Origin of the sequence: Pseudonocardia hierapolitana, assembly GCF_007994075.1 — a bacterium.
Classification (GTDB): Bacteria; Actinomycetota; Actinomycetes; order Mycobacteriales; family Pseudonocardiaceae; genus Pseudonocardia; species Pseudonocardia hierapolitana.
This window is the reverse complement of record NZ_VIWU01000001.1, coordinates 6,539,409-6,563,801: the sequence shown is the minus strand read 5'-3', so window position 1 is coordinate 6,563,801 and position 24,393 is coordinate 6,539,409. Positions and strand designations below refer to the sequence as shown.

At 71.3% G+C, this 24,393-nt stretch carries 24 protein-coding genes; 9 read left to right on the top strand and 15 right to left on the bottom strand.

The genetic code is table 11. The features are described from left to right. Positions 1-425: 425 nt before the first annotated feature. Positions 426-857, top strand: a complete 432-nt coding sequence (locus FHX44_RS31135) for a hypothetical protein (RefSeq protein WP_147259042.1) — start codon at positions 426-428, stop codon at positions 855-857. A gap of 105 nt (positions 858-962) precedes the next feature. Here FHX44_RS31135 and FHX44_RS31130 read toward each other — a convergent pair whose 3' ends face one another. Then, positions 963-1,769: an SAM-dependent methyltransferase gene (locus tag FHX44_RS31130; RefSeq protein ID WP_147259041.1), complete on the bottom strand. Its 807-nt coding sequence runs from the start codon at positions 1,767-1,769 to the stop codon at positions 963-965. Between the two features lie 169 nt (positions 1,770-1,938). Beyond that, on the bottom strand, positions 1,939-2,946 hold the full coding sequence (locus FHX44_RS31120) for a GlxA family transcriptional regulator (protein ID WP_147259039.1): 1,008 nt from the start codon (positions 2,944-2,946) through the stop codon (positions 1,939-1,941). 70 nt (positions 2,947-3,016) lie between these two features. On the opposite strand from FHX44_RS31120, the gene FHX44_RS31115 reads away from it, so the two are divergent. Continuing rightward, on the top strand, positions 3,017-3,982 hold the full coding sequence (locus FHX44_RS31115; protein WP_147259038.1) for an NADP-dependent oxidoreductase: 966 nt from the start codon (positions 3,017-3,019) through the stop codon (positions 3,980-3,982). A gap of 8 nt (positions 3,983-3,990) precedes the next feature. After that, complete coding sequence (locus tag FHX44_RS31110) at positions 3,991-4,311, top strand: NIPSNAP family protein (RefSeq protein WP_147259037.1); 321 nt, start codon at positions 3,991-3,993, stop codon at positions 4,309-4,311. A gap of 112 nt (positions 4,312-4,423) precedes the next feature. Here FHX44_RS31110 and FHX44_RS31105 read toward each other — a convergent pair whose 3' ends face one another. The 7 genes from FHX44_RS31105 to FHX44_RS31075 all read right to left on the bottom strand — a co-directional run bounded on the left by FHX44_RS31105 (position 4,424) and on the right by FHX44_RS31075 (position 10,300). Further along, positions 4,424-5,137 (bottom strand): alpha/beta fold hydrolase, encoded by a 714-nt coding sequence (locus FHX44_RS31105; RefSeq protein WP_147259036.1) that lies wholly within the window; start codon positions 5,135-5,137, stop codon positions 4,424-4,426. A 27-nt stretch (positions 5,138-5,164) separates the two neighbouring features. Then, on the bottom strand, positions 5,165-5,983 hold the full coding sequence (locus FHX44_RS31100) for a sugar phosphate isomerase/epimerase family protein (RefSeq protein WP_212612726.1): 819 nt from the start codon (positions 5,981-5,983) through the stop codon (positions 5,165-5,167). A gap of 122 nt (positions 5,984-6,105) precedes the next feature. After that, positions 6,106-7,491 (bottom strand): MFS transporter, encoded by a 1,386-nt coding sequence (locus tag FHX44_RS31095; protein WP_147259035.1) that lies wholly within the window; start codon positions 7,489-7,491, stop codon positions 6,106-6,108. Between the two features lie 146 nt (positions 7,492-7,637). After that, on the bottom strand, positions 7,638-7,772 hold the full coding sequence (locus FHX44_RS43930; protein ID WP_147259034.1) for a maleylacetate reductase: 135 nt from the start codon (positions 7,770-7,772) through the stop codon (positions 7,638-7,640). Positions 7,773-7,955: 183 nt separating this feature from the next. Continuing rightward, complete coding sequence (locus FHX44_RS31085; protein ID WP_170309104.1) at positions 7,956-8,816, bottom strand: sugar phosphate isomerase/epimerase family protein; 861 nt, start codon at positions 8,814-8,816, stop codon at positions 7,956-7,958. Continuing rightward, entirely contained in the window at positions 8,813-9,445 is a 633-nt protein-coding gene (locus tag FHX44_RS31080; RefSeq protein WP_147259032.1) for a nuclear transport factor 2 family protein, read from the bottom strand. The genes FHX44_RS31085 and FHX44_RS31080 overlap by 4 nt, the downstream gene beginning before the upstream one ends. A gap of 99 nt (positions 9,446-9,544) precedes the next feature. Beyond that, positions 9,545-10,300, bottom strand: coding sequence for an IclR family transcriptional regulator (locus FHX44_RS31075; protein WP_147259031.1), 756 nt, complete (start codon positions 10,298-10,300; stop codon positions 9,545-9,547). A gap of 122 nt (positions 10,301-10,422) precedes the next feature. On the opposite strand from FHX44_RS31075, the gene FHX44_RS31070 reads away from it, so the two are divergent. After that, positions 10,423-11,463, top strand: coding sequence for a Gfo/Idh/MocA family protein (locus tag FHX44_RS31070; protein WP_147259030.1), 1,041 nt, complete (start codon positions 10,423-10,425; stop codon positions 11,461-11,463). Positions 11,464-11,494: 31 nt separating this feature from the next. Beyond that, positions 11,495-12,349: an alpha/beta fold hydrolase gene (locus tag FHX44_RS31065; protein WP_147259029.1), complete on the top strand. Its 855-nt coding sequence runs from the start codon at positions 11,495-11,497 to the stop codon at positions 12,347-12,349. Between the two features lie 230 nt (positions 12,350-12,579). Here FHX44_RS31065 and FHX44_RS31060 read toward each other — a convergent pair whose 3' ends face one another. Further along, entirely contained in the window at positions 12,580-13,578 is a 999-nt protein-coding gene (locus FHX44_RS31060; RefSeq protein ID WP_147259028.1) for a helix-turn-helix transcriptional regulator, read from the bottom strand. 129 nt (positions 13,579-13,707) lie between these two features. Here FHX44_RS31060 and FHX44_RS31055 point away from each other — a divergent pair, with 129 nt between their 5' ends. Continuing rightward, positions 13,708-14,142, top strand: a complete 435-nt coding sequence (locus FHX44_RS31055; protein ID WP_147259027.1) for a VOC family protein — start codon at positions 13,708-13,710, stop codon at positions 14,140-14,142. A 335-nt stretch (positions 14,143-14,477) separates the two neighbouring features. Next, positions 14,478-16,139: a tetratricopeptide repeat protein gene (locus FHX44_RS31050; protein WP_147259026.1), complete on the top strand. Its 1,662-nt coding sequence runs from the start codon at positions 14,478-14,480 to the stop codon at positions 16,137-16,139. A 415-nt stretch (positions 16,140-16,554) separates the two neighbouring features. Here the strand turns inward: FHX44_RS31050 and FHX44_RS31045 are convergent, their stop codons facing one another. Genes FHX44_RS31045 through FHX44_RS31025 form a run of 5 tightly spaced genes read right to left on the bottom strand, consistent with a single transcriptional unit; the run spans position 16,555 to position 21,134 of the window. Beyond that, complete coding sequence (locus tag FHX44_RS31045) at positions 16,555-17,472, bottom strand: helix-turn-helix domain-containing protein (protein ID WP_212612725.1); 918 nt, start codon at positions 17,470-17,472, stop codon at positions 16,555-16,557. A gap of 60 nt (positions 17,473-17,532) precedes the next feature. Then, positions 17,533-18,258, bottom strand: a complete 726-nt coding sequence (locus FHX44_RS31040) for an SDR family NAD(P)-dependent oxidoreductase (RefSeq protein WP_147259024.1) — start codon at positions 18,256-18,258, stop codon at positions 17,533-17,535. Then, on the bottom strand, positions 18,255-19,328 hold the full coding sequence (locus FHX44_RS31035; RefSeq protein WP_147259023.1) for an alcohol dehydrogenase catalytic domain-containing protein: 1,074 nt from the start codon (positions 19,326-19,328) through the stop codon (positions 18,255-18,257). The genes FHX44_RS31040 and FHX44_RS31035 overlap by 4 nt, the downstream gene beginning before the upstream one ends. Beyond that, positions 19,325-20,593, bottom strand: a complete 1,269-nt coding sequence (locus FHX44_RS31030; protein ID WP_147259022.1) for an MFS transporter — start codon at positions 20,591-20,593, stop codon at positions 19,325-19,327. The genes FHX44_RS31035 and FHX44_RS31030 overlap by 4 nt, the downstream gene beginning before the upstream one ends. 7 nt (positions 20,594-20,600) lie before the next feature. Further along, positions 20,601-21,134, bottom strand: a complete 534-nt coding sequence (locus tag FHX44_RS31025) for a 2,4'-dihydroxyacetophenone dioxygenase family protein (RefSeq protein ID WP_147259021.1) — start codon at positions 21,132-21,134, stop codon at positions 20,601-20,603. A gap of 1,200 nt (positions 21,135-22,334) precedes the next feature. Here FHX44_RS31025 and FHX44_RS31015 point away from each other — a divergent pair. Together FHX44_RS31015 and FHX44_RS31010 are read left to right on the top strand one after the other, a co-directional pair. After that, complete coding sequence (locus FHX44_RS31015) at positions 22,335-23,567, top strand: NAD(P)-dependent alcohol dehydrogenase (protein ID WP_246170683.1); 1,233 nt, start codon at positions 22,335-22,337, stop codon at positions 23,565-23,567. 344 nt (positions 23,568-23,911) lie between these two features. Further along, positions 23,912-24,298 (top strand): STAS domain-containing protein, encoded by a 387-nt coding sequence (locus FHX44_RS31010; RefSeq protein ID WP_170309103.1) that lies wholly within the window; start codon positions 23,912-23,914, stop codon positions 24,296-24,298. The last annotated feature ends 95 nt before the right edge of the window (positions 24,299-24,393 follow it).

Genomic DNA, 24,393 nt, shown 5'->3' with positions numbered 1-24,393 from the left:
GTCGGCCGAGCGGGGCCGCATGGCCGGACCACCATGCCGTCACGTTCCGCTCACGTATCCGTCGTTGTGTACTCGCGGCGCATACTCGCAGGTTGCCGCGGCGAGTCACCCTCGATCCCTCACGTCGTGGCGCCGCTTCCCGCCCCGACATCAGTACCTCACGCGGCGGCGAGATCACAATAGCGAGCCGCTGCTGGTCGGTTCAGATCTCAGGGCGTGGGAACGGACTCCCAGCCAGGAAGATCCGGATCCGATCATGTTTCCCGTCCCGAGAAGAGGGCCTGCAACGCTGAAGCGAGGCAGGGGTTGCGCGGATCAACGATGAAGGGCTAAATGACGTCCCGGGCCGTTTGCGGATCGCGTTCGGATCACCAGCAGCGGCAGGGACTCGGCAGTACAGGCCCACGAACCAGGGAGTCGAGCGCATGATCACAACGACTCCGCTCGATCACGTCCCCTCGGCCGCCACACCCGCGCCGGACGTGGGGGACGTGCCCGCGGTGACGATCCGAGCCGTCTGGCCCGATCGCGAACACGCCCTGATCGGGATGATCGGCGCCGCGACGGACGCCGACAGCCTCGCCGAGTTGCGCGAGCGGGTGGAAGCGCTGCTGATCGGCGGAGTCCGCCACCTCCTGGTCGACCTGACCGAGGCGCCGGCCTTCGACCGTCCGGTGCGCGCGCTGCTCGCCGACGCGGCCGCTCGTCTGGCGGACCGGTCCGGGTGGCTGCGCATCCACCCCGGCTTCGACGAGACGTCGCCCCCGAACCCGGACGTCGACGATGCGACTCTGCCGGACCTGTTCGTGATCTACCGTTCGATGGCCGGTGGCACCGGAGGCCGTGGTGGGCGCTGACCACCACCGGGCCGGCACCGCCGACCCGGATCCCGATCCGTACGGGCTGCCCACGTCCACGCGCATGGCCGCGCTCACCGCGATCAGCGCGGTCCTGATTCCCCGTCAGGGCTTCCGCGCGACCCCGCAGTACTGGGTCACCTCGACGGGGTCCCCCAGCTCGCTCCCGTCGGGGCGCCACAACGAGCAGGACACGACACCGGGGTCGAGCAGCTCGAGGCCGTCGAAGAACCGGGTGAGCTCCGTCCGGCTGCGGGTCCTGATCGGTGGAGCACCGCTGGCGTTGTAGTAGGCGACCGACTCCGCCATCGCCTCGGCGTGCACCTCGGCCGTTGGATGGGACATCGCCAGGTAGCTCCCCGAGGGCAGGGCGTCCACGAGGCCGGCGACGATGTCGTGGGCGACGTCGTCGTCGAGCACGTAGTTGATGATCCCCAGCAGCATGAGCGCCACCGGGCGCGTGAGGTCGAGAGTGCTGGCTGCGTCCCGCAGGATCGTCTCCCAGTCGCGCACGTCGGCGTGCAGGTACTGGGTGGCTCCCTCGGGGGTGGAGACGAGCAGAGCACGCGCGTGCGCCAGCACGATCGGGTCGTTGTCGACGTACACGATGCGGGACTCCGGGGCGATCGCCTGCGCGACCTGGTGCGTGTTGTTGACCGTCGGCAGGCCGGTGCCGACGTCCAGCAGCTGCCGGATGCCGGCGTCGCGCACGAGGTGCGTGACGGCGCGGACCAGGAATCCCCGATCCGCCCGCGCGGAGTCGATCAGCTGCGGGAAGATCCCGAGCACCTCCCGACCGACCTCGCGGTCGACCTCGTAGTTGTCCTTGCCGCCGAGCAGGAAGTCCCAGAACCGCGCCGCCTGGGGGATCGTCGTGTCGACCACCACCGGTGGTGTGTTCGGCTCACCCATCGCAGCGCGTCCCCCTCGGCTCGTCACCCGTTCCGGGCGGCGGCCAGGTTATCCGAAAGCGATCCACGCCGCCCCGATGGCGCTGCACGGCGACGGCACCCACGTCGTCACGCTGGACAAGACGATCCGCACGATGTGCGAGACCCGCGCGTGGCGAGTCGCTCCTCCCCTACGGCCGCTGACCGTTCGCCTCGTGCCGGCCGTGACCGGTTCCGACGGGCGCGGTGAAGGTCCGGCGGTATGAGCCCGGCGACAGTCCGATCGTGGCGTGGAGGTGCTTGCGGAGCAGCGTCGCACTGCCGAACCCGGCGACGGTGGCGATCTGGTCGACGGTCAGGTCGGAAGTCTCGAGCAAGCGGCGCGCCGCGTCGACCCGTCGCTGGATCAGCCACTGGGCCGGGGTCTCGCCGACCTCGGCGCGGAAGCGGCGGGAGAAGGTCCGCACGCTCATGTTCGCGTGACGCGCGAGGTCGAGCAGGCCGATCGGCTCGTCGAGGTGGGCCAGTGCCCAGGTCCGGGTGGCCGCGGTCGACGATTCGGGGTCGATCGGCAGCGGGTGGTCGATGAACTGGGCCTGGCCGCCATCCCGCCAGGGGGCGACGACGCACCGCCGTGCCGCGCCGTTGGCCACCTCGGCCCCGTGGTCGCGCCGGACCAGGTGCAGGCACAGATCGATCCCCGCGGCACCGCCGGCCGAGGTGAGCACCTGGCCGTTGTCGACGAACAGCACGTCGGGATCGACCGATACCTGCGGGAAGAGGTCCGCAAACGCTCGGCACAGTGTCCAGTGGGTCGTCGCGGACCGGCCGTCGAGCAGGCCCGCTGCGGCGAGCACGAACGCCGAGGTGCAGAGGCTGACGATGCGACTGGACGGCGGGACGAGGGCGAGCGCCGCGGTGAGCTCGTCCGGAAGGGCACCCGTGGCCAGCAACTCGGGCGTCGGTTCCTGCGTCGCGATCACGACCGTGTCCGCCCGTGCGAGCAGGCGCTCGTCGTGCTCCACCGTGACGACGAAGTCCTGGCTGGTGCGCACGGGTCGCCCGCCGAGCGAGCACGTGGACACGCTGTAGAGGTTCCTGCCGTGCCGATCGAGGGCCTCCCGGAAGACCCGGGCGGGGATACCCAGGTCGAACGGGATCACCCCGTCGAGAGCGAGAACGGCGACGCGATGGGACATGGCCGGAATGTTACGCATGATGTCCTTCTAGCCACTGCCCTGTGTTCTCGAGCCGGACGAGGCTGGACGCATGCCCGAACAGATCAACGCCATGCGTGCAGTCGTCCAGCACTGCCTCGGTGGTGGCGAGGTGCTCGCCGTCGAGACGCTCCCGCGGCCCGTGCCACTGCCCACCGAGGTTCTCGTCCGCGTCCACGCCGCCGGGGTGAACCCCGTCGACTGGAAGACCCGGGAAGGACACGGAATGGCCAGAGTCCTCGGCGAACCGCCCTTCGTCCTCGGCTGGGACGTGGCCGGCGTCGTCGAGGAGGTCGGTTTCGGTGTCACGACCCTGGCCGTGGGAGACCGGGTCTACGGCATGCCGTGGTTCCCGCGCGCAGCAGGTGGCTACGCCGAGTACGTCACCGCGCCGGCGCGACAGTTCGCCCACTCACCGACCTCGCTGAACGATGCGCAGGCCGCGGCGGTGCCGCTGGCGGCGCTCACGGCATGGCAGATCCTCGTCGACACCCTGCACGTGCAGCCGGGACAGCGGGTCCTGATCACGGCGGCGGCCGGGGGTGTGGGCCACTTCGCGGTCCAGTTCGCCCGCCATCTCGGCGCGCACGTGGTGGCGACCGCGAGCACTGCGAACCACGAGTGGCTGAGCGAGCTCGGCGCGAACGAGGTCGTGGACTACCACGAAGCCGGGTACGAATCGCTGATCAAGAACATCGACAGCGTCGTCGACCTGGTCGGCGGGGGCGAGGACCTGCGGCTGGTCGCCACCTTGCGCGAGGGCGGGTCGATCGTCGCCGTGCCCGGCGGGGTGTCCGAGGCGCTCGCCGCCGCGGTCGAGGCCATCAACGGCCACGCGTCCTCGTTCCTCGTCGAGCCCGACGGTGCCGCGCTCGCGCGCATCGCCGAACTGATCGACGCCGGCGACGTCCGGGTCGAGGTCGCACGCACCTTCCCCCTCGAACAAACCGCCATCGCGCACGCCCTCGGCGAGACGAACCGCACGCGCGGCAAGATCGTCCTGACCCTCGACTCCTGAGGACCACCATGTTCTACGAGATTCGCCGCTACCGGGCCCGCCCCGGACGTCGGGACGACTGGGTCCGCTACATGGAAGACGTCGTCCTCCCGTTCCAGCAGGCCAAGGGGATGACCGTGATCGCCTCGTTCATCGACGAGGAGGACGAGGACGGCCACGTCTGGATCCGCCGGTTCGACGACGAGGACGACCGCGTGGGGCGCTCCGCCGCCGTCTACGAGGACCCCGAGTGGCGCGAGCGCATCGGCCCGACGGTCGGCGAGCTGCTGCTCACGGACCGCACCGTCGTGACCCGAGTGCGCCCGACGCCGGCGTCGGCGATGCAATGAGCCCTGTTCCGTCCAGGAGCAGCCAGAGGTGGTCGACCGCACGGGCGTGCGTGAGTGCGGAGCACACCCCGACCTCCGGGACCCGGCTGCCGCAGCGGGGACGGTACGCACGTCAGGCCTTCAACAGAGCGTGTGCGAGACCTTCCGGCGCGGTGAAGCAGGCCTCGTGGCTTCCGGGGGCGACGAGCGGCTCGACGCCGAGCCGCTCGGCGAAGCGGTCCCACCCGTACTCGCCGGGCGGCAGTGCGATGTCCTCACGGCTCAGGACGTAGGCGACCGGGATCCCGGCCGCGGCGTCGAGTGGTTCGACGGTCTCGGTGAAGTACTGGTACGGGTGCGGCACCATCAGCTCGTGGAGGGCCCGCTGCACGTCCTCGGGCGCGTCGTGGACGAACGCGGCCTGCCACACGTCCAGCGGCAGCGCCACGGTGTTGTCGTCGGACGCCCTTGCCAGGTCGGCGAACAGCTCCTGGTACCCCGGCGGGATCTCGTCGTGGAGCGAGCGGCCGCGAGCCGGGACGAAGGCGCTCCAGTAGACGAGCTTGCGCAGGCGTGTCCGAAGGTGGTGAGCGGCACCGGTCATCGGGTAGCCGCCCCAGCTGTGGCCGACGAGGGTCACGTCGCGCAGGTCCTCCCGTTCGACGAGGTCCACCACGGCGTCGACCACGTCCGACAGGTGCAGGTCCGTCGGATCGTCGCCGTCGTGCAGGCCCGGCAGGGTGGGCGTCAGCACGCGGTGGCCCGCTGCTCGGAGGTGTCGGGCCACCGGCCGCCACGCCCAGCCGCCGTGCCAGGCGCCGTTGATCAACACGAATGTCTCGGGCATCGTCGCTCTCGTCTCCGCTGTGGTGGTTCAGGACCGGGCGGACTGCTCGAGCACGCCCAGCGTGGAGAACACGATCTCCTCCGCGACGACCTCCAACGGCAGGCGTTCGAGGGCGTCGGAGACGGGCTCCACGCTGATCGGCGGGAGCTCGGCGGTCGACTCGCGGACACGGCGCAGGAAGCCGACCGTGTCGAGGGTGCCCCGGCCCGGATAGGTCCGGAGGTGGCGGGCCTCGCGCGCGAGGTCGACTCCGGGGCGGGAGGACACGTCGGAGAGCTGGACCACGGCGACGTCACGCAGACAGTCGGCGTCGATCTCGTCGACCGCGCTGCCCGAGCGGAAGAAGTGCACGATGTCCAGGACGATCGCCGCGTTGGGCGCACCGGCGTGGGCTACGAGACGCCGGGCCTCGGGGAGGTCGCGCACCACCGAGTACGGCATGAACTCCACCGCGATCAGCGTGTCCGGGTGCCGTTCGCACAGCTCCGCGAACCGGTCCGCGGCGGCAGGGAGGTCGCCGGTGAAGGCCGCGGTGTGCACCCGGTCGGGGCGAAGCGTCTCGATGAGCTCCTCGACCAGGCCGTTCGCGTGGCGCGTCGGGCCGTTGTCGCCGAGCCGGACGAGCTCGAACTCGGCCAGCGTGAGTCCGGCGTCGGCGAGGCGCTTCGGGATCTCCTCGAGCGGGATCCCCCGTTCCAGCGCGGAAACGCACTGGCCCACCGTGAGCCCGATCCCGGGGAAGCCCCCGGACGATGCCGCGGCGAGAATCTGCGGGAACGGGCGGTCACGGAAGCACATCGCACCGAGCGTGAACGGTGCGGGTGGCGACGCGTAGGCGACGGGCACAGGGCCTCCCCATTCGGGACGGTCGGATGATCTGAGTTGCCTGGGGCGACGCGCCGCTGTCGGGCGCCACCAGGGTGCCCGCGGCCCCGTCCTCGAACTCGACGGTGGCCGCGCGGACAGGGTCACACGGGCTCGTCGGCGGTCAGGGGCTCGGGTCGCCGGTCACGGGTGTCGTCGGACGTGGCCTTCGGCGTGCGCGCCGCCCGACCCTTGAGCACGACGGCCGAGATGGTGACGGCCGCCGGCACGAGCAGGACCAGGAAGACCTGCTGGTACTGCAGTCCCAGGGCGACCAGGAGGGTGCCCGCCGCAGCGCCGCCGATCGCCCCGATGCGCGCGATCCCGGTGGCCCAGCTCGTCCCGGTCGCGCGGATCGCCGTGGGGTAGAACGCAGCCGACAGGATGGGGAAGCCGGTGCCGGCAGGGTGGAGGAACACCCCGAGGAGGAAGATCAGGACGCCGACGACGACCATCGTCGGCGGGGCGACGGCGATCAGCACCAGCATCACGGCCGCACAGGCCATTCCGACGGCGGCGGTGCGGTGCAGGCCGAAGCGGTCCATCAGCCAGCCGATACCGAAGTTGCCGATCGTGGCACCGAGCTGCAGCAGCACACCGATCGTCGCCGTCGCGGTCAGCGAGAAGCCCACGTCGGTCAACAGGATGGGCAGCCAGCTGTTCACCAGGTAGATGATGAAGAAGGCCGCGACGAACCCGAGCCAGATGGTCGCGGTGCCCAACCGGAAGCGGCTCGCCAAGAGCCCTCCGACCGAGACTCCGGCGCCGGTGGACGGCTCGTCGAGCGTGAACCGGGTACCCGCCGGGACGGGTTCGGGCAGCATCCGGTTCACCAGGACCGCCAGCTCGTCCGCGCGATCGGCGCGCCGGGCCAGGAACTTGGGTGACTCGGGCAGCCACCGGTGCACGACGACGGCGTAGGCCAGCGGCAGCACACCACCGACGATCAGGGCCCAGTGCCAGCTCGCGATCTGCACCATCGCGCTGGTCAAGTACCCGGCGAGCGCGGCGCCGAGGGTCACGCCGCAGTAGGCGATCGCCATCATCACGCCGCGACGTCGCGACGGGGCGTACTCCGAGACCAGGGTCGTCGAGCTGGGCATCGCCGCGCCGAGCCCGAACCCGGTCAGCACGCGCAGGATCGAGAACCACCAGATGTCGGTGGTGAGAGCGGTGGCCGCGCACATCAGCCCGAAGAACACCAACGAGGCGATGATGATCCGACGGCGGCCGAGCCGGTCGGCAAGGGGGCCCCCGACCAACGACCCCAGGGCGAGACCGACCAGCCCGCTCGTCACCACCGGCCCGAGCTGGGCCTTGGACAGGCCCCAATCGGCCATCAGCGAGGGCGCGAGGTAGCTGACCATCGCGATGTCGATGCCGTCGAGGAGAAGGACCCCGGCGCACAGCAACAGAACGCGTCGTTGCAGGCGGCCGACCCCGTGGCGGTCGATCAGGCGCTGCAGGTCGGTCGAGGGTGGCGCACTCATGTGTCCTCCTTTGGACGAGGGTGCGGTGACGGTGGTGCGGGGATCAGGCGGGCGTCGGCGGGACGCCGGCGCGGGCGTTGCGCAGCACGTGGCGCAGAGCGGGCCCGGCGACCGGGACGGGGATTCGCGTACGGGGCGGCCAGGACCTACTCGACGACGGCGTCGACACCGTCGGCAGGCAGACCGAGCGCCGTGAGGGACATCTCGGCACCGAGATCGCGCGCGAGGTGGAACAGGTGCCCGGAGGGATCGGTGGTGCCGAGCGCAGCCTGCAGGGCCACGAGCGCGGTGGGGGCGGCCGGGAGGTGCTCGACCAGGCCGGTCAGGATCGTGCGGAGGCGTGCGTCGGGGCGTTCCGCAGGCTCTCGACGACGACCCGGGCGGACTCGGGCTCACTGGAGCCGGTCCGGACGGTGGTCCCGAGCGTCATCGCGGGGCCTTGGTCGTGTCCGGGTCGCTGGTGGTCAGGGGTTGACGCCGCGGCTGAGGTTCGTCGCCCACGTCCCGGAGGCCCAGCCCGCGGCGGCGAGCACCTCCGCGCACGCCGCCGCGGTGATGGCCGCTGTACGGGCCGCCGGCAGCGCGTCGAGCTCGTCGGAGAACATCTCGACCGCGACCGGGCAGGTGAGCCCCTGTGCAGCCATACCCGCGAGCAGGGCCGCGGTGCCGCCGTCCGCGCCCTGGCCCCGACCGGGCAGCTCGCGGTGGTGGCGGGCCTCCTCCCGCATGTCCGGCAGCGCCTCGGTCCGTGCCTCGCACAGCTGAAGGGAGGTGATCCGGTCGGTCGGCACGGCGGCGAGGTCGTCCAGGGTCGCCGAGGTCCGCCGCCAGTGCCACACGTCGATCAGGACCCCGGCGTTCGCGCGATCCGCCGCACACACGATGTGCCACGCCTCCGGCAGGGTCCGGATGGTGGTGAACGGCATGAACTCCAACGCGACCAGCACACCGTGCTCGGCGGCCCGATCGCAGAGCGCGCCGAACCTCGCCACGAGCGCAGCGGTCTCGTGCTCGGCGAACATCGACACGTTCAGCTGGCGGAACCCGACGGTGTCGGCCAGCGCCCAGATCTCATCCTCGGCCGGGTCGCACGTCGGGTCGGCCCAGTCCCAGAGGTGCTCCATCTCGAGCAGGCGCAGGCCGTGGGCGTCGAGCCCGGCCCGCAGCTCGCCCGCGCCGAGGCCACTCGCCCGGTGGTCGGCGAGGCGCAGGCCGAGCCCGGTGAAGCCGGCGGCGGACACCGCCCGCAGCCGCTCGGACATGTCGGCGTGGCGCAGCGTGTTGGCGCTGCAGGTCAGGGCGAACGGCCCGACGTTGGCGGTCACGAGGCGCCCCCGGCGTGCGGGTCGCCCGCGGTCGCGGAACCGGCGAGCCATTTCTCGCCCTCCTCGTAGAGCCGTTCGACGACGTACCCGGTCAGGCCGGGCAGGCCGGTCCTGACGGTGAATCCCGCCTTGGTCTGCAGGTAGCCGAGGTGGCGGTACCCGGCCGGGAACCGCCCCAGCAGCTCGGGATCGAGCTCGAGCCGCGCCGCGGGGTCCACGACGTCCAGCCGGTCCTTCTCATAGATCGGCTGGCGGCGGACGATCTTCCACTCGTTGTCGACCCGGGCGCAGAAATCGTAGAAGCGTCCGGCGCAGACGACGTCGACCTCGACGCCGTCGACCTCGGCCCGCTGGTCGATCGTCATCTTGGTCTGGGCGATCGCCCGGTCGTCGACGACGTCCGAAGTGTGCCCGCCCAGGAAGTGCAGGATGCGGACCCCGGACTCGAACCCGCTCCGGCTCGCGGCGATGAACTCCGTGGCGGGCCCCTGGAACCAGGTCGCCGTCATCCAGCCGTCGATCGGGTCCCACGCCGTGGCGAAGCGCTCCCAGTCACCGGCGTCGCGCCACAGCACCCAGTTGTCGACCAGCTCCCGCAGGGCCAGTCCGTCCTCCCGGCTCGTCGACACTGATGGACCTCCTCGTTCCCGCCCTGCCTCGCTGACCCCAGGATCGTGCGGGCCCGCCGAGCTCGGACACCACCCTGGACTGCCATCCAGTGGCAGGACTCAGGTCAGGCTGAGTCGGCGGGAGATGCTGAGGGCGGCGGTCCGCACAGCCGGGGCCAGGTGCTCGAGCCGGGTGTGCGAGTGGGTCACGATCCCGAGCGCCCCGCTGAGCCGCCCGGCGGAATCCCGGACCGGGGCAGCGACGGAGACCGCGCCGAGCGTCATCTCCTCGAAGGAGTAGGCCACGCCCTGCTCGCGGACGAGGTCGAGGTTGGACGCCAACCGCCCGGCCTGGGTGAGGGTGTTGCGCGTCAACGGCGCCAGTCCCCCCTCGACCGCGCCGCGGAGCAGGGGCGGCGGGGAGAAGGCGAGCAGCACCTTGCCGACGCCGGTGGCGTGCAGCGGTAGCCGACCGCCCACCTGGGTCGCGGTCGGGACCGCGCGCTGGGCGGAGATCTTCTCGATGCAGAGGGCCTCGCCGTCGTCGAGCACCGCCAGCTGGACGTTCTCCTGGGTCGCCTCGCACAGGTCCTGCATGATCGGCACGGCGGCCTCGCTGAGCCCGCGCTGCTGCGGGGCCAGCGACCCGATCCGGAAGAGCCGCAACCCCACCTGGTAGCGCTGGTCCGGCAGCCGCTGCAGGCCGCCCCATGCGACGAGTTCGACGATCAGCCGGCGGGTCGTGGACAGCGGGAGCCCCGAGCGCGTCGCGATCTCGGTGAGGCTCAGCGCCGGGTTGGCGATGTCGAAACAGTCCAGCACCGCCAGCAGCTTGCTCGACACGCTCCGACCCGGGACGGCGTTGTTGCCCGACATCGGTTCCCCTTCCGCTCGCTTGCCGACCACCCACACTGCCACTGAGCGGCAATCATGGCTGGTTCGTGCGCGGCCTCCCGCAGCATGATCCGAGCCGACTCCGACGAAGGGCAGGCCCATCCATGACCCCGCACGACCCGCCGCGCAGCCGACTCGGACTGATCGGGGCCGGCACCTTCGGCCTGCGCCACAGCCGCTTCGTCGCGAAGTCGGACCGCGCCGACCTCGTGGCCGTCGCCGATCCCACTTTCGCCTGGGACCGGCCGCTGCCGGACGAGCTGCTCGACCTCGCCCGTTACCCCGATCACCGGGAGATGCTGGCCCGCGGCGACCTGGACGGGGTGATCGTCGCGAGCCCCAGCGAGCTGCACGTGGCCCACGCCCTCGACTGCCTCGACGCCGGCGTCGCGGTCCTCGTCGAGAAGCCCGTGGCCGTGGACCGGGACCAGGCGCAGCCGCTGCTGGACCGGGTCGCCGCTGACCCGGGCGCCCGGGTCCTCGTCGGCCACCACCGCCGCCACCATCCCGGGGTCGCAGCCGCGCGGGCCCTGATCGAGGAGGGGCGGCTCGGCGAGATCCGCGCCGTCGCCGCCGTCTGGGCCACCCACAAGAACGACTCCTACTTCGACGTCGAGTGGCGCCGCCGCCGTCCCGGCGGGGGGATGCTGCTGATCAACCTCATCCACGAGGTCGACCTGCTCCGCCACCTCGTGGGGGAGATCGTCGGGATGGAGGCCATCGTCTCGAACAAGGCGCGCGGGCTCGAGGTCGCGGACACGGCGGGGCTCGTCCTGCGGTTCGAGAACGGGGCCGTGGGCACCCTCGTCGGCTCCGACTGCGCCGTCTCGCCGTGGGGCTGGGACCAGGCCACGCAGGACGATCCGACCTTCCCCCACCACCCGGGGCAGCCGTGCCTGCTGATCGCGGGATCGCGGGGCTCGGTCTCGGTGCCGGACATGACGGTCTTCTCCCAGTCCGAGCCGTCCTGGCTCGAGCCGGTGACCGAGGACCGCCGCCCCGTCGCGGGTGCCGACGCGTTCGCACGGCAGCTCGCGCACTTCGCGGACGTCGCCGCCGGTCGGGTCCGTCCGCTCGTCACGCCCGACGACGCGTTGCGCAGCCTCGAGGTGGTGCGCTCCGCCGGGCTGTCCCTCGCCGGCTGACCCGGCGCCGTCACGAGAGAAGGAGAACAGGATGTCCGACACCCCCGACGGCTTCGACCACGTGATGAGGGAGGTGGCGCCCGGGGTACGGCTGCACGCGGTGATCGGCGGCTCCGGCCCCGCGGTCGTGCTGCTGCACGGCTGGCCCCAGACCTGGCACGAGTGGCGGCCGATCATGCCCGAGCTGGCTCGCACCCGCACCGTGGTCGCGGTGGACCTCAAGGGCGCCGGCCGGTCGTCGAAACCGCTGACCGGCTACGACAAGGTCACCATGGCCCACGAGCTGGACGCGCTGCGTGCCCAGCTCGGCTTCGACACGGTGCAGGTCGTCGGGCACGACATCGGGGCGATGGTGGCCTACGCCTGGGCGGCGACGTGCCGGGACACGGTCACCCACCTCGGCTTCCTCGATGCCCCGCTACCCGGCGCCGCGGTCTGGGACGGCATCTTCGCCGACCCGATGACGTGGCACTTCCCCTTCCACATGAACCGGGACATGCCCGAATTCCTCATCCACGGCCGCGAACACGGCTACGTCGAGGCGTTCCTGCGCGGCCGAGCCACCAACCACGGCGCCATCACCGACGAGGAGATCGGCCTGTACGCCCGCTCCCTCGCCCAGCCGGGCGCCACCCGCGCCACGCTGGAGTGGTACCGCGCCTTCCCCCAGGACGCGGAGGACAACCGCACGCTGGCGAAGGAGCCACTCACCATCCCCGTGCTCGCCCTCGGCGGCGCGGACCGCTGGGGACCGCGGATCGTGGACATGCTGCGCGAGTTCGCGACCGACGTCACCGGCGGCTCGATCCCGGAGTGCGGACACTGGGTGGTCGCGGAGCGCCCCGGCGCCGTCCTCGCCGCCCTCGACACGTTCCTCACCGGTTGACCGGGCGATCCGAGTACGCCTCCGATGACGGCTTCGGCCGTCAGGCGGGTTCGGATCTTCACCCTTGTCTGCACCGAGCAACGCGACACGCGGGCGAGAACCTGCGCTCCGGCCCGATCGTCGTTCTGTGCTCGACTCCGGCGCTCCGGGTGCGGGGGTGACGATGTGCCTGCTCCGGCAGGTGGTGTTCCTGAGCGGCGACTGCTGCTGCCGCCCGGCATCTCGCGCCCTCATCTGTCTTCGACGGTGGTGTAGAGCGCGGCGGTTTCGGCCGCCTTGCGGGCGAGGGCCTGGCGCAGTTCGTCCGGGGCGAGCACTTCGACATCGGGGCCGAACGCGAGGAGCGCCTCGGCTGCGATCAGGGCGCGGAAGCGCAGTTCGACGATCTCCCGGGCTGGATCGCCGACGGCCTCGTGGAGCCCGCCGTCGGCGGGCGACGCGGCCAGGTCGGCTTCGTGGACGCGGAGGAACTTGGCCAGAACCTCGCGGTGCACGCTGACCGTGACCGCGAGCGGAGCGGGGATGTCGTCGATGCGGCGCCGGAGGGTGTCCCACACCTCTGCCAGTTCCACGCCGTCACGGCGCTGGACGGGCTCGTCGATGACGCCGGCGGACAGTGTGCGGTCGGCGCGGAAGAGCCCGGCTTCGCCGCGGTGGTCGGCGACGAGGTACCAGACGCCGGCCTTGTTGACCAGGCCGTACGGGTCGAGGGTGTAGGAGCGGACCCGGTTGTCGCGGCGGTGCCGGTACCGCAGCCGCAGGCGCCGGTCGGTGAAGACGGCCTGCTGGAACACGACCAGCTCGCCGGCGGGACGCTCGGGTCCGGGTGTCCCGCCCCAGCGGGCCGGGTCGATGAGGATGCGACGGCTCGCCAGGTCGGCGCCCGGCCGGTGCGGCGCGGGCAGCGCGGCCATCACCTTCCGCAGCGCGGACCCGATGGCCTGACCCAGGCCCAGGTCGGCGTGGGCGCTGCCGGAGAGCAGTACGAAAAGGGCCCGCGACTCGTCCGCGGTCAGCCCGGTGACGTCGGTGCGGAAGCCGGGCAGCAGGGCGATGCCGCCGTGCGGGCCGCGCACCGTGTAGACGGGAACGCCGGCCGCGGACAGGGCCTCCACGTCCCGCATGATCGTGCGGACCGACACCTCCAAACGCGCGGCCAGCTCGCCGGCGGGCAGCTGCCCATGGGTCTGCAGCAGCAGCATGATCGAGAGCAGTCGGTCGGATCTCATGTCCCGGAAACTTCCTCAGCTATATGACGGAGGATGTCATATAGCGCTGTGACAGTGGGGCCGTCATCGAGGCACTGACCGCTGGAGACCCGACGGACAGACCGGCGGGGACGATGAAGGAGCGCTGCCATGTTGCGAGGTTTCTGCACGATCACCTACTGGGCCGAGGACATGCCGGCGGCGACGCAGTGGTACGCGGAGCTGTTGGGCGTGGAGCCGTACTTCGTACGCCCCGTCGACGGGCCACCTTCCTATGTCGAGTTCCGCATCGGCGACTACCAAGCCGAGCTGGGGCTGCTCGATCGCCGCTACGCCCCAAAAGGCGCGGCGACCACCCCGGGCGGCGTCGTGATGAACTGGCACGTGGACGACATCGAGGCGGCATTCAGCAGGCTGCTGTCGATGGGTGCCACGGAGTACCAGCCCATCACGCCCATGCCGCCCCCACCCGAGCCGGAGTCAGGCTTCGTGATCGCGTCCGTCATCGACCCGTTCGGCAACATCCTGGGCATCATGTACAACCCCCACTACCTGGAGATCCTCGAGAGGACCGGCAGGGCGTGACCCCGCGCCTCGAGCCGAGCTGCTCGGGTCGCCCGGAAGTCCAGTCAAGGGCTTCGTCGAACTTCGGCTCGAACGCGAACGGGCCCACGGGCAGCAAGCGCTGTCACGGCCGGCCGGCGGGCCGAGAGCGGGGTCACAGCCAGCCGCTGTCCCGCGCGATCTGGACCGCCCCGGTGCGGGTGTTGGCCCCGCCCACCAATCACGACCGGAACGGACGGTTCCCCTGAACCGGCCGTGCACGGCGGAGGATCCCAGGCGCGCCGCCGTCTGAGCCTCGCTGGACCTGGGGCCAGACGCTGTAGGACCGTGGGGAGTCCAGGAGGGGAGCGGCAGCGATGGAGCCCTACTTCGATCTCGGCACCTACACGCGCGGGACGTCGACGGCCTCGACGAGCGCCCAGACGTGGTTCGACCGCGGACTTCTGTGGTCCTACGCGTTTCACCACGAGGAGGCGATCCGGTGCTTCGAGCGCGCGGTCGAGTTCGACCCGGGCTTCGCGCTGGCCCACTGGGGGATCGCCTACGCGATCGGTCCGAACTACAACAAGCAGTGGGAGGCGTTCGACCCTGTCGACCTCGCGGCGTCGCTCGAGAAGGCGTGCGACGAGGTCGCAGCGGCGCGCGCGTGCGCCGACCGCGCCGCGCCGGTCGAACGGGCGCTCGTCGAGGCGCTCGAGAGCCGCTACCAGGCCAACGACCCGTCGGCCGACCTCGTCGCGTGGAACGCCGACTACGCCGGGGCGATGCGTGAGGTGTATCGCGCGCATCCCGACGATCTCGACGTCGCGGCGCTCTTCGCCGACGCGCTGATGAACCTCACGCCGTGGGCGCTGTGGGATCGCTACACGGGCCAGCCGTCCGAGGGTGCGGCGACGCTCGAGGCGAAGGACGTGCTCGAGCGCGCGCTCGAGCGGCCCGGCGGCCGCAAGCACCCCGGACTCGTGCACCTCTACGTGCACCTGATGGAGATGTCGCCGTTCCCCGAGCACGCGCTGCCGGTCGCCGACCAGCTGCGCTCGCTCGTCCCCGACGCCGGCCACCTGGTCCACATGCCGACGCACATCGACGTGCTGTGCGGCGACTACAAGAGCACGCTCGAGTCGAACCTGCGCGCGATCGAGGTCAACGAGAAGTACGTCGCGCGCGAGGGCCGGGTCGGGTTCTACGCGCTCTACCACGCGCACGACCGCCACTTCGCGATCTACGGGGCGATGTTCCTCGGCCGGTCGCAGGTTGCGCTGGCCGTTGCGGCCGACCTCGAGGCCTCGCTGCCCGAGGAGCTGCTGCGGATCGAGCAGCCGCCGATGGCCGACTACCTCGAGGCGTTCGTCCCCATGCGCCTGCACGTGCTCATCCGCTTCGGGATGTGGGAGGACATCCTCGCGCTACCGCTGCCGTCCGACCCCGGGCTCTACTGCACCACCACGGCGATGACGCATTACGCGCAGGGCGTCGCGTACGCCGCGACCGGGCGCATGGAGGAAGCCGAGGTGGCGCGCGACGCGTTCCTCGCCGCCGTCCAGCGCGTACCCGACTCGCGCTACCTGTTCAACAACACGTGTCAGGACATCCTCGCCGTCGCCGGGGCGATGCTCGACGGCGAGCTCGAGTACCGGCGCGGCCGGTTCGACGCGGCGTTCGAGCACCTGCGCCGGGCGATCGCGCTCGACGACGCGCTGCCGTACGACGAGCCGTGGGGCTGGATGCAGCCCACGCGCCACGCCTACGGCGCCTTGCTGCTCGAGCAAGGTCGCGTCGAGGAGGCCGAGACCGTCTACGCCGAGGACCTGGGGTACGACCCGTCGATCCCACGCTCGTCCTGGCACCCCGGCAACGTGTGGAGCCTGCACGGCTACCACGAGTGCCTCGTTCGGCTGGGAAAGGCCGAGCCCGCTCGAATCGTCAAGCAACAGCTCGACGTCGCCCTCGCCCGCGCCGACGTCCCAATCAAGTCGTCATGCTTCTGCCGCACGACGCACCACGCAGGCGGTCTGTAGTTCCTGACCGATCACGACTACAACACCGGGGGCGCCAGAGGTGATCCTCGTACGGGGGGCGTACTCAGGTCGTCCGACAACGCAGCCAGCGGGCGAGACCGCCTGCTCAGGGCGGCAGATAGCTCGACCGTCGTAACGCCGACGGCGTTTCCGCTGATCGCACCCGTTCCCATCTGTTGCGAGCCCTGCCAGGGCGGCGGCCATCAACCGACAGCCTCCGACGCCATGAGCGGCCGCCGCCGTCGCCATCCGCCAACATGTGAGGCACGGACCCGGCGAACGCTTGATGACACGCTGGTCCAGAACTCTCCGCGCTCCAGCAAGGGCATGGCCGCCCCCGATCCGAAGCAGATCAGACCCGGCCGGGGCGACACCGGCCGGACCGACCGGCCGCCTGCCTATCTGCGGCACCAAGTCACCCGGTTCGCGCCTGCGACGGTGAGCAGCCGAACCGGGCGCGGAACAGCCGGCTGAAGTGCGCCTGTGAGGAGAATCCCCAGCGGAAGGCGATGTCGGCGATGCGGAAGTGCGCCAGCTGCGGCGACGTGAGGTCTGCCCGCGCCCGCTCGAGCCTGCGGGCGAGGATGTACTGGGCGACGGTCGTCTGCTCGGGGGCGAATGCGCGATTCAGGTGCCGGGGTGTCACGCCGGCCGCGCGGGCGACGACGTCGACGCTCAGCCCCGGGTCACCGAGATGACCGGCGATGAACGCTTTCGCGGCCAGCAGGTGCGACATGCTGCTCGACGAGCCTCGGCCGGTCCGCATGGTCTGCACCAGATCGAGGACCTGCTCCCCCGCGGCGTCGGCCCCGGCGGACGGCTCGGCGACCATGTCGAGCAGCACGCGGCGCAGCGCGCGTGCACTCGTCCCCGGCACCCCGGGGTCATCGCCCGGCACCAGCACCGGGCCGTGGCTCGCCGGCCGCTGCTCGCACCGTTCGGTGAACAGCTGATGGGGGATGTCGACCAGCAGCTGCCGCATGGAGGTGCCGAACCCGAACAAGTAGGGCTGGTCGGTGTCGTAGACGACGGTGTCGCCCGGCCGCAGGATCAGGCACCCGCCCGAGTGGTAGAAGAACGCGTCGCCCTCGACCATCATCGACACGAACGTCGCATCCTTCGGTCGCGAGCGGACCATCCCGGGGGCCCGCTCGATCGCGTGCGGGTTGCCGGCGATGTCGGCCACGCGGAAGGCATCCAGGCTCAGGTTGCACTGGCGGGCGAGCAGCCCGTCGGGCTGGTAGGTGGTGCAGGTCAGCCCGACCAGCGCGTCCGCGTTGTAGTCCTCCCAGTACGCCAGCCGGTCCCCGATGGCGACCGCAGCGGTGGACACGGAAGAGACCACGGTCGCAGCTGGCACACCGACCTCCTCGACGGCGCAGGTGGCCCATTCTCACGTCGTGAGGTAGCCCCCGTCCACCGGCAGGACGACTCCCGTCACGTAGGACGCGGCCGCGGACGCGAGGAACACCACCACGTCGGCGACGTGGCGGGGCCGCCCCCAACGCCCGAACGGCATGCGGCGCAGGATCTCCCCGCTCGCCGCCGCGTCGGCCTGCAGGCCGCGGGAGAGCGGCGTGTCGATCCAGCCGGGCGCGACCGCGTTGACCCGGACCCCGTCCGCGGCGTACTCGGCGGCCAGCGATCGGGTCAGTTGCGCGATCCCGCCCTTGCTCGCCGCGTACGCCGGCCGGTCGGCCGCGCCGAAGAAGGAGTACATCGACGCCGTCGTGACGATGCTGCCACCCGACCGGGCGAGCAGCGGCCGGCCGAGTTCGGCGGCGCGCATCGTGGCGGTGAGGTTGACCTCCAGCACCGATCCGAACACGCCCAGCCCGTACTCGTCGCGGTCGCGGCTGATCCCCGCGCAGCAGACGAGCACGTCGAGCGCGGGGAGGCCGGCGAACGCCGCGGCGAGGCCCGGGGCGTCGGTCACGTCGACCTCCGCGACACCGACCCGTTCGTGTCGCGGCGCCTCAGCACCTCCTGCATCGAGGCCCCACGCGTGCACGGTCGCCCCGAGCTGGGCGAAGCGCAGCGCGGTGCCGGCGCCGATGCCCGATGTCCCGCCGGTGACGGCCACGGTGCGGCCGGCGAACAGATCGTCGGCGAACGTCATCGGTCCTCCCCGCACCGGACGAGCGTCTTGATCGCCGTCGGCGCTCCAGCGGCCATGTCGAGCAGCGCCGCCGGGGCATCGGCGAGCGCGACCACGTCCGAGACCAGCGCGGCCAGGTCGAGCCGGCCGCGCGTGACCAACCGGATCAGCTCCGGGTGGCAGCCGCGGTAGCCCACGCTGGTGGTGACCCGCAGCTCTGCGTTGACCATGTCGTACGCGGGGAGCGTCAGCTCGTCGACCAACCCGAGCAGCAGCAACTCGCCGCCGCTGCGCACGCTCGACAGCGCGACGCCCACCGCGGCCTGGGAGCCGACCACCTCGAACGCGACGTGCGCCCGATCGCCGCCGGTGAGCTGCTCGAGAGCGGCGGCGACGTCCGCGTCCGGGGCGAGCGCCGCGTCGACACCGAAGCGGCGCCCCATCTCCCGGCGCGCAGGCACCGGGTCGACCCCGACGACACACGCCGCCCCGGCCTCCCGCAGCAGCGCGCACACGATCAGACCGACCGGCCCGAGCCCGACGACCACCGCGGTCTGCCCTGCGTCGAACGCGGAGCGGCGGATCCCGTGCAGTGCGACCGCGGCCGGCTCGAGCACCGCCGCGACGGCGAGGTCGAAGCCGTCGGGCAGCCGGTGGACCATGTACGACGGGACGAGCGCGTACTCGGCCATGCCGCCGTCGCCCATCAGCCCGGCGAATCCGAAGCCGGCGCACACCTCCGTCCTCCCCTCGCGACAGGCCGGACACCGCCAGCACCGGTAGTTCGGCTCCACGGCGACGGGCGCGCCCACGGGAAGGCCCTCGACCCCCGTGCCGGTGGCGGCCACCACCCCGGAGAACTCGTGCCCGAGAGTCAGCGGCGCCACGGCGCCGGACAGCGAGTGGGGCCGGTCGACGGGGATCGCGTGCGGCCCGTCAGCCACCTCGTGCAGGTCGCTGCCGCAAACCCCGCAATACGCAACCCGCACCAGCACATCCCCCGCACGCGGAGCCGGCAGGTGCACCGCCTCCAGGCGCAGGTCCTTCGGTCCGTACCAGCGGACGGCCTGCCCGCTCACCCCACCGGTCACCGGCCGGTCCGGGCGGGCGCGGTCTCGATCAGGGCCAGGCTGAGCAGCGTGACGACCAACGCGGCGCCCGCGGAGACGAGCATCGCGGCGTCGAGCCCGAACACGTCCGACAGCTGCCCGGCGAGCGCGGGCGCCACGAACCCACCCACGACCTCACCGACACCCATGATCAGGCCCAGCGCAGTGGCCATGACGGCACGCGGCACGGTCTCCGCCGGGATCGTCGCCATGAACAGCGTGAAGCAGCCCAGCCCGGTGTAGGTCAGCACGAGCGCGCCGAACAGCAGGCCAGGGCTGTCGATCATCATGATCGCCAGCGGCGACACCGCCGCCACCGCCGAGAAGCCGATCATCGTCGGCTTCCGGCCGATCCGGTCGGAGATCCCGGGGACCAGCGCGCCCCACAGCACCCACGCGATCCCGATCCCGCTCAGGACGAACCCGACGTCACCCGGCCCGAACCCCTTCACCTCGACGAGGTAGAGCGGGGTGAACGTCTGGGTCGTCAGGAACCAGGTCAGGAAGAACACCGCGATCGCCAGGCAGACCACGATGTTGCGGTGCCGCAGCACCCCGCCCCAGCCGCTCGCGCCGGGCTCAGGCGCGTCCTCGCCGTCGAGCGCGACCGTCGCGGGATGCCGCATCCGCAGGTCGCGCACGAGCCAGAGCACCAGCCCCGCCATGACCAACCCGGGGATCACGGTCGCGTAAAAGGCCGTGCGCCACCCGAACGACTCGGCGAGCCACACCGTGACGATCGGGCCGAGGACGCCACCGAGCAGCCCCGCCGACGACCCCTGCACCAGGCCCATGTTCAGCCCACGGCGGTGCGGCGTGGACGAGTACAGCATCAGCGGCTGTGACAACGGGAGCACGGCACCCTCGGCCGCCCCCATCAAAGCCCGGAACAACAGGAGGCTCGCGAGCCCACCGACGAAGCCCGACAGCGCCGAGAACACGGTGAAGGCGAGGATCGCCGCGATCAGCAGCGGCTTGCGCCGATCGGCGCGATCGGACAGGTAGCCGACGCTGATCCCGGCGATCGCCCAGGTCAGCGCAGGGATCCCGCCGAGCAGCCCGATCTGGGCGTTGTTCAGCCCGAGTTCGTCCTTGAAGTACGGGGTCAGGAAGTTCAGTGCGAGCCGGTCGAAGAAGACGAACCCGAAGGTCGCGAACAGCACGGCGAGCAGGACGTTCTCGTAGCGACCGCCCCGCGGCGGTGGCACGTAGTCCGCGGGAACGCGGGCAGGTGCGGTGTCAGCCATGGCCGCCTCACCGAATCAGCGTGTCGATGACGTCGGCGCCCAGCCCGGTCTCCGCGTAGTGCTTGCGGCAGAGCGCGAGGTAGTCGTGGACGTCGAAGTGGCCGCAGCTCTCCCCGTTCTCGTCGAGCCAGATCAGCGGCCCCTTGACCACGAAGAAACAGCGCATCGGCTCGTCGGACTCATAGGCGACGAGCGTGTGCCCCTCGCCGGGCGTCTCGAAGACGAACGAGCCCGGCGTCGCCGTCCACTCCTGCTCGAGGTAACCCCACCTGCCGGAGATCGTGTAGGCGAACACCTCGTGCGGGTGGTAGTGCCGGTTGACCAGCCCGGCCGAGCGCGCCCACAGGATGTCGGCCCACCGGTTGTCCCGGGGCGAGATCCACAGCGGCCGCGAGCCCACCGTGGGGCTCAGCGGGACGTAGTAGCGCTCGTCCTCGATCGGCGCGAACTGGTGGAACACCTCGGGCTGCGCGTCCGGCTTCAGCGCGTCGGTGATCGGCGCGAGCCCGCGCCAGAACTCTGTTCCCACCTCGGACACCATCGTCTCCGCTCCTCTCCGGGACCGGCGAAACCACGCGGTCCCCGCAGGACGGAGTCAAGGCGACGAATGGGGCACTCGTCTTTCCCGAGCCGGACACATCCTTTGCCTGTTTCGGACACGGCTGCTGGTCCTGCCTCCCCCACCGAGATGACGGCGGCAGAGCAAGTCGCCTACTGGTGCACACTCCGAGGAACGCCACACCGGCACCACTGACTGGGCCCGCTCCCGAGTGAGAGCTGCAGCCGTAGACCATGATCATGATGCTGTCGGGGGGCGGTGATGGTTGTCCCGTGCGCGGTTGTTGATGCCGGGCCGTGTCGTCCGACCCCGACTTCCTGCGTCGGCATCGGATCGGGGTGGCCATCGGCTATCTAGCGCTGCCCAAGGGCAGGAGGCGACGGAGCCACCGACGCCCTCTGCGCGTGGCCTCGGTTGGCCGAGCCGACCGGATCGCGGCGCACAGCGAGCAGGGAGGCCCGTCCGGCGCAGCCATGGGCGCCGCGGCCAATACGTGTCCGCAGATCGCTCGGACCCTTCCGTCGCGTCGCTGTACGGCAGCGGCGAGTTCGAGATCTGGGACCTCATGGGCGCGCTTGTCGCCGCAGCACGTGACTGTGACTGTCAGAACCGAGGAACCCCGGAGTCGCCGCTGCGATGACGAATGGCCTGGCACATCCGGGTCGCCCACAAGAAGCACGATCACGTCCGCGGCATGCAGATGCAACTCGGGAATGCAAGTGCACTCGGGAAGGGCACGTGAGCCGATGGCCTGGTAACGGCCTGCACATGTACCGACCCGAACGGCCCAACAGCACTTGACGACCGCGGACAAGGTGGAGGGCGACAACGCCGTCCTCGCGGCCGGGGGCACGGGCGTCGACGCCGGAGTGCTCGACGCCGGACCGGAAAGCACCAACCGGCGCACGGTCGGATTGGAGGCCGCGCCGCCGTTCGACCTCGGCGTGACGGTCATGGCGCGGGCGATACCCAACGCTGCGGTAGGCACGGCGGGGGGCGACTCGGTCGACGGCCGCCCGCGAGTGCGCGGCCGCGAGCAACCGCCGGGAGACGCGACGAGGTGGCGACGAACCACGAGAACAGATGGGCGCTGCGCGAGCTGGCCGAGAACCGGGGTGCTGCGGCGCGACGCGGGTGGCTGGGACCCGCTTCGCCACCGTGTGGGACCCCGACGAGGGCTGGATGACCGCGACGTGGTTCCAGGGGCCCGCCCCGGACTTCATCGCAGCCAGCAGGCCGGCTTCGAGAGCCGGGGGGAGCATCCTGCACTTCCTGGGCGGGCAGACCGCCGACGTCGTCGGCGAACGGGCCGTCGCGCAGACGAAGATTGGCGCGCCGCAGAACGACCGCCATCGCAACCAGCGGAGAGATGGGAGAGTCATCAGTACTGAGGAGCGCAACCGTGCGACGGGACACGGGACGGCCGAGGCGGTGGCGATGAAGGCGATCGTGCAGGACTCCTACGGTGAGGCCGAGGACGTCATGCGCCTCGCCGAGATCGACCGACCCGAGATCGGCGAGGGCGAGGTGCTGCTGCGGGTGCGCGCTGCCGGCGTGGACCGGGGCGTCTGGCACCTGATGACCGGCCTGCCGTACTTGTTGCGCGTCATCGGCTACTGCGGGGTGCGGGCGCCCAGGACCAGGGTCCGCGGCTCGGATGTCGCGGGGCGCGTCGAGGCGGTCGGCGCGGACGTGACCGGACTGCGGCCCGGCGACGAGGTGTACGGCGTCGCCGACGGTGCCTTCGCCGAGTACGCCGTGGCCACCGCGGACAAGCTCGCACCGAAGCCGAGAAACCTGTCAGCGGAGCAGGCTGCCGCCGTCCCGATCTCGGGCCTCACCGCCCTGCAGGCAGTCCGCGACGGTGGGCAGGTGCAGCCGGGACAGAAGGTGCTGATCATCGGCGCCTCGGGAGGCGTCGGGACGTTCGCCGTGCAGGTCGCGAGAGCGTACGGAGCGCACGTCACCGGGGTGTGCAGCAGGGCGAAGGTGGACCTGGTCCGCTCCCTGGGCGCGGACAACGTCATCGACTACGCCGTCGGCGACATCGCGGACGACGGGCAACGCTACGACGTCGTTCTCGACATCGGCGGGCACCGCTCGCTGACCCACCTGCGGCGCGCCCTCACCGCGACGGGCAGGTTGGTCATCATCGGGTCGGAGACCGGCGGACGATGGCTGGGCGGCTTCGACCGGTCGCTACGGGCGCCGCTGCTGTCCCGCTTCGTGCGGCAGACGCTGACCATGCTCGCCAACTCGGAGAACGCGTCCGACCTCATGGTGCTCACCGACCTCATCGAGTCCGATGAGGTAACTCCGGCCATCGACCGCATCTACCCGCTGAGCGAGACCCCCGCCGCCATCCGATACCTGATCGACGGGCATGCCCAAGGCAAAGTCGTCGTCACGGTGTGACGCAATCACATGGCGCGGTCGTTGCTCAATGAAACTCGCAACGGCTTGCCGGTGCAGCGCGGGCATTCGAACCATTCGGATTCGCGCGCGTTGCCGATGCAGGAGGGTCGAGCGGAGGTGGGCGGCTCGGAGGCGCGCTGCGGGGTTGTCGGAGGCGAGGCTCATCGCCGTGTTGCCGTCGCCGTCCGGCCCTCGTAGCATCCTTGAACAGCGGTCCAATCGCCGCTGCCGAGTGAGCGCACGCGCGGGCATTGTCACGGTCCCTGGTCCCCGGGCTTTGATCTTTCGTCCGGCGCTCCGCACGTTCATGCTTGCCAGCTATAGGGGACACCATGCGCGGAGCCGTGCAGCCGGAGAACAGCGCTCGCGACCGATCGGGCGTGCGGATCATGTCCGTTCAGCCGGATCGGGACCATGCCTTCGTCGAGGTGATCGGTGTGTGTGGCGACGAGGGCGTCGCCGAGTTGCGACAGAGAGTGGATGGGCTGCTGATCGGCGGTGCACGTTTCGTGCTGGTGGATCTGACCGGGGCGGGCGAGGTCGCGCCGTCGACGAGTTCCGCGCTCGCGGCCGCCGGGCGGCAGCTGACACGCCGCCAGGGATGGCTTCGGACGGTTGGGCCCGACTCGTCCTCGTCCGCGGCGCGATACGAGGCCTCGCTGCTGGACCTGTTCACGATGTATCGGGCGGCCATGCGGATGGGCCCAGGAATGGCGGCTGGCGCTGGGTGAGCACGGGCGTACGGCTCAACTGGATGTGCCGGCGATCGCGAATGCCAGAAATCCGTTACCGGCGGGCCCGCGTCTGCTCCCGGACATTTCGACGA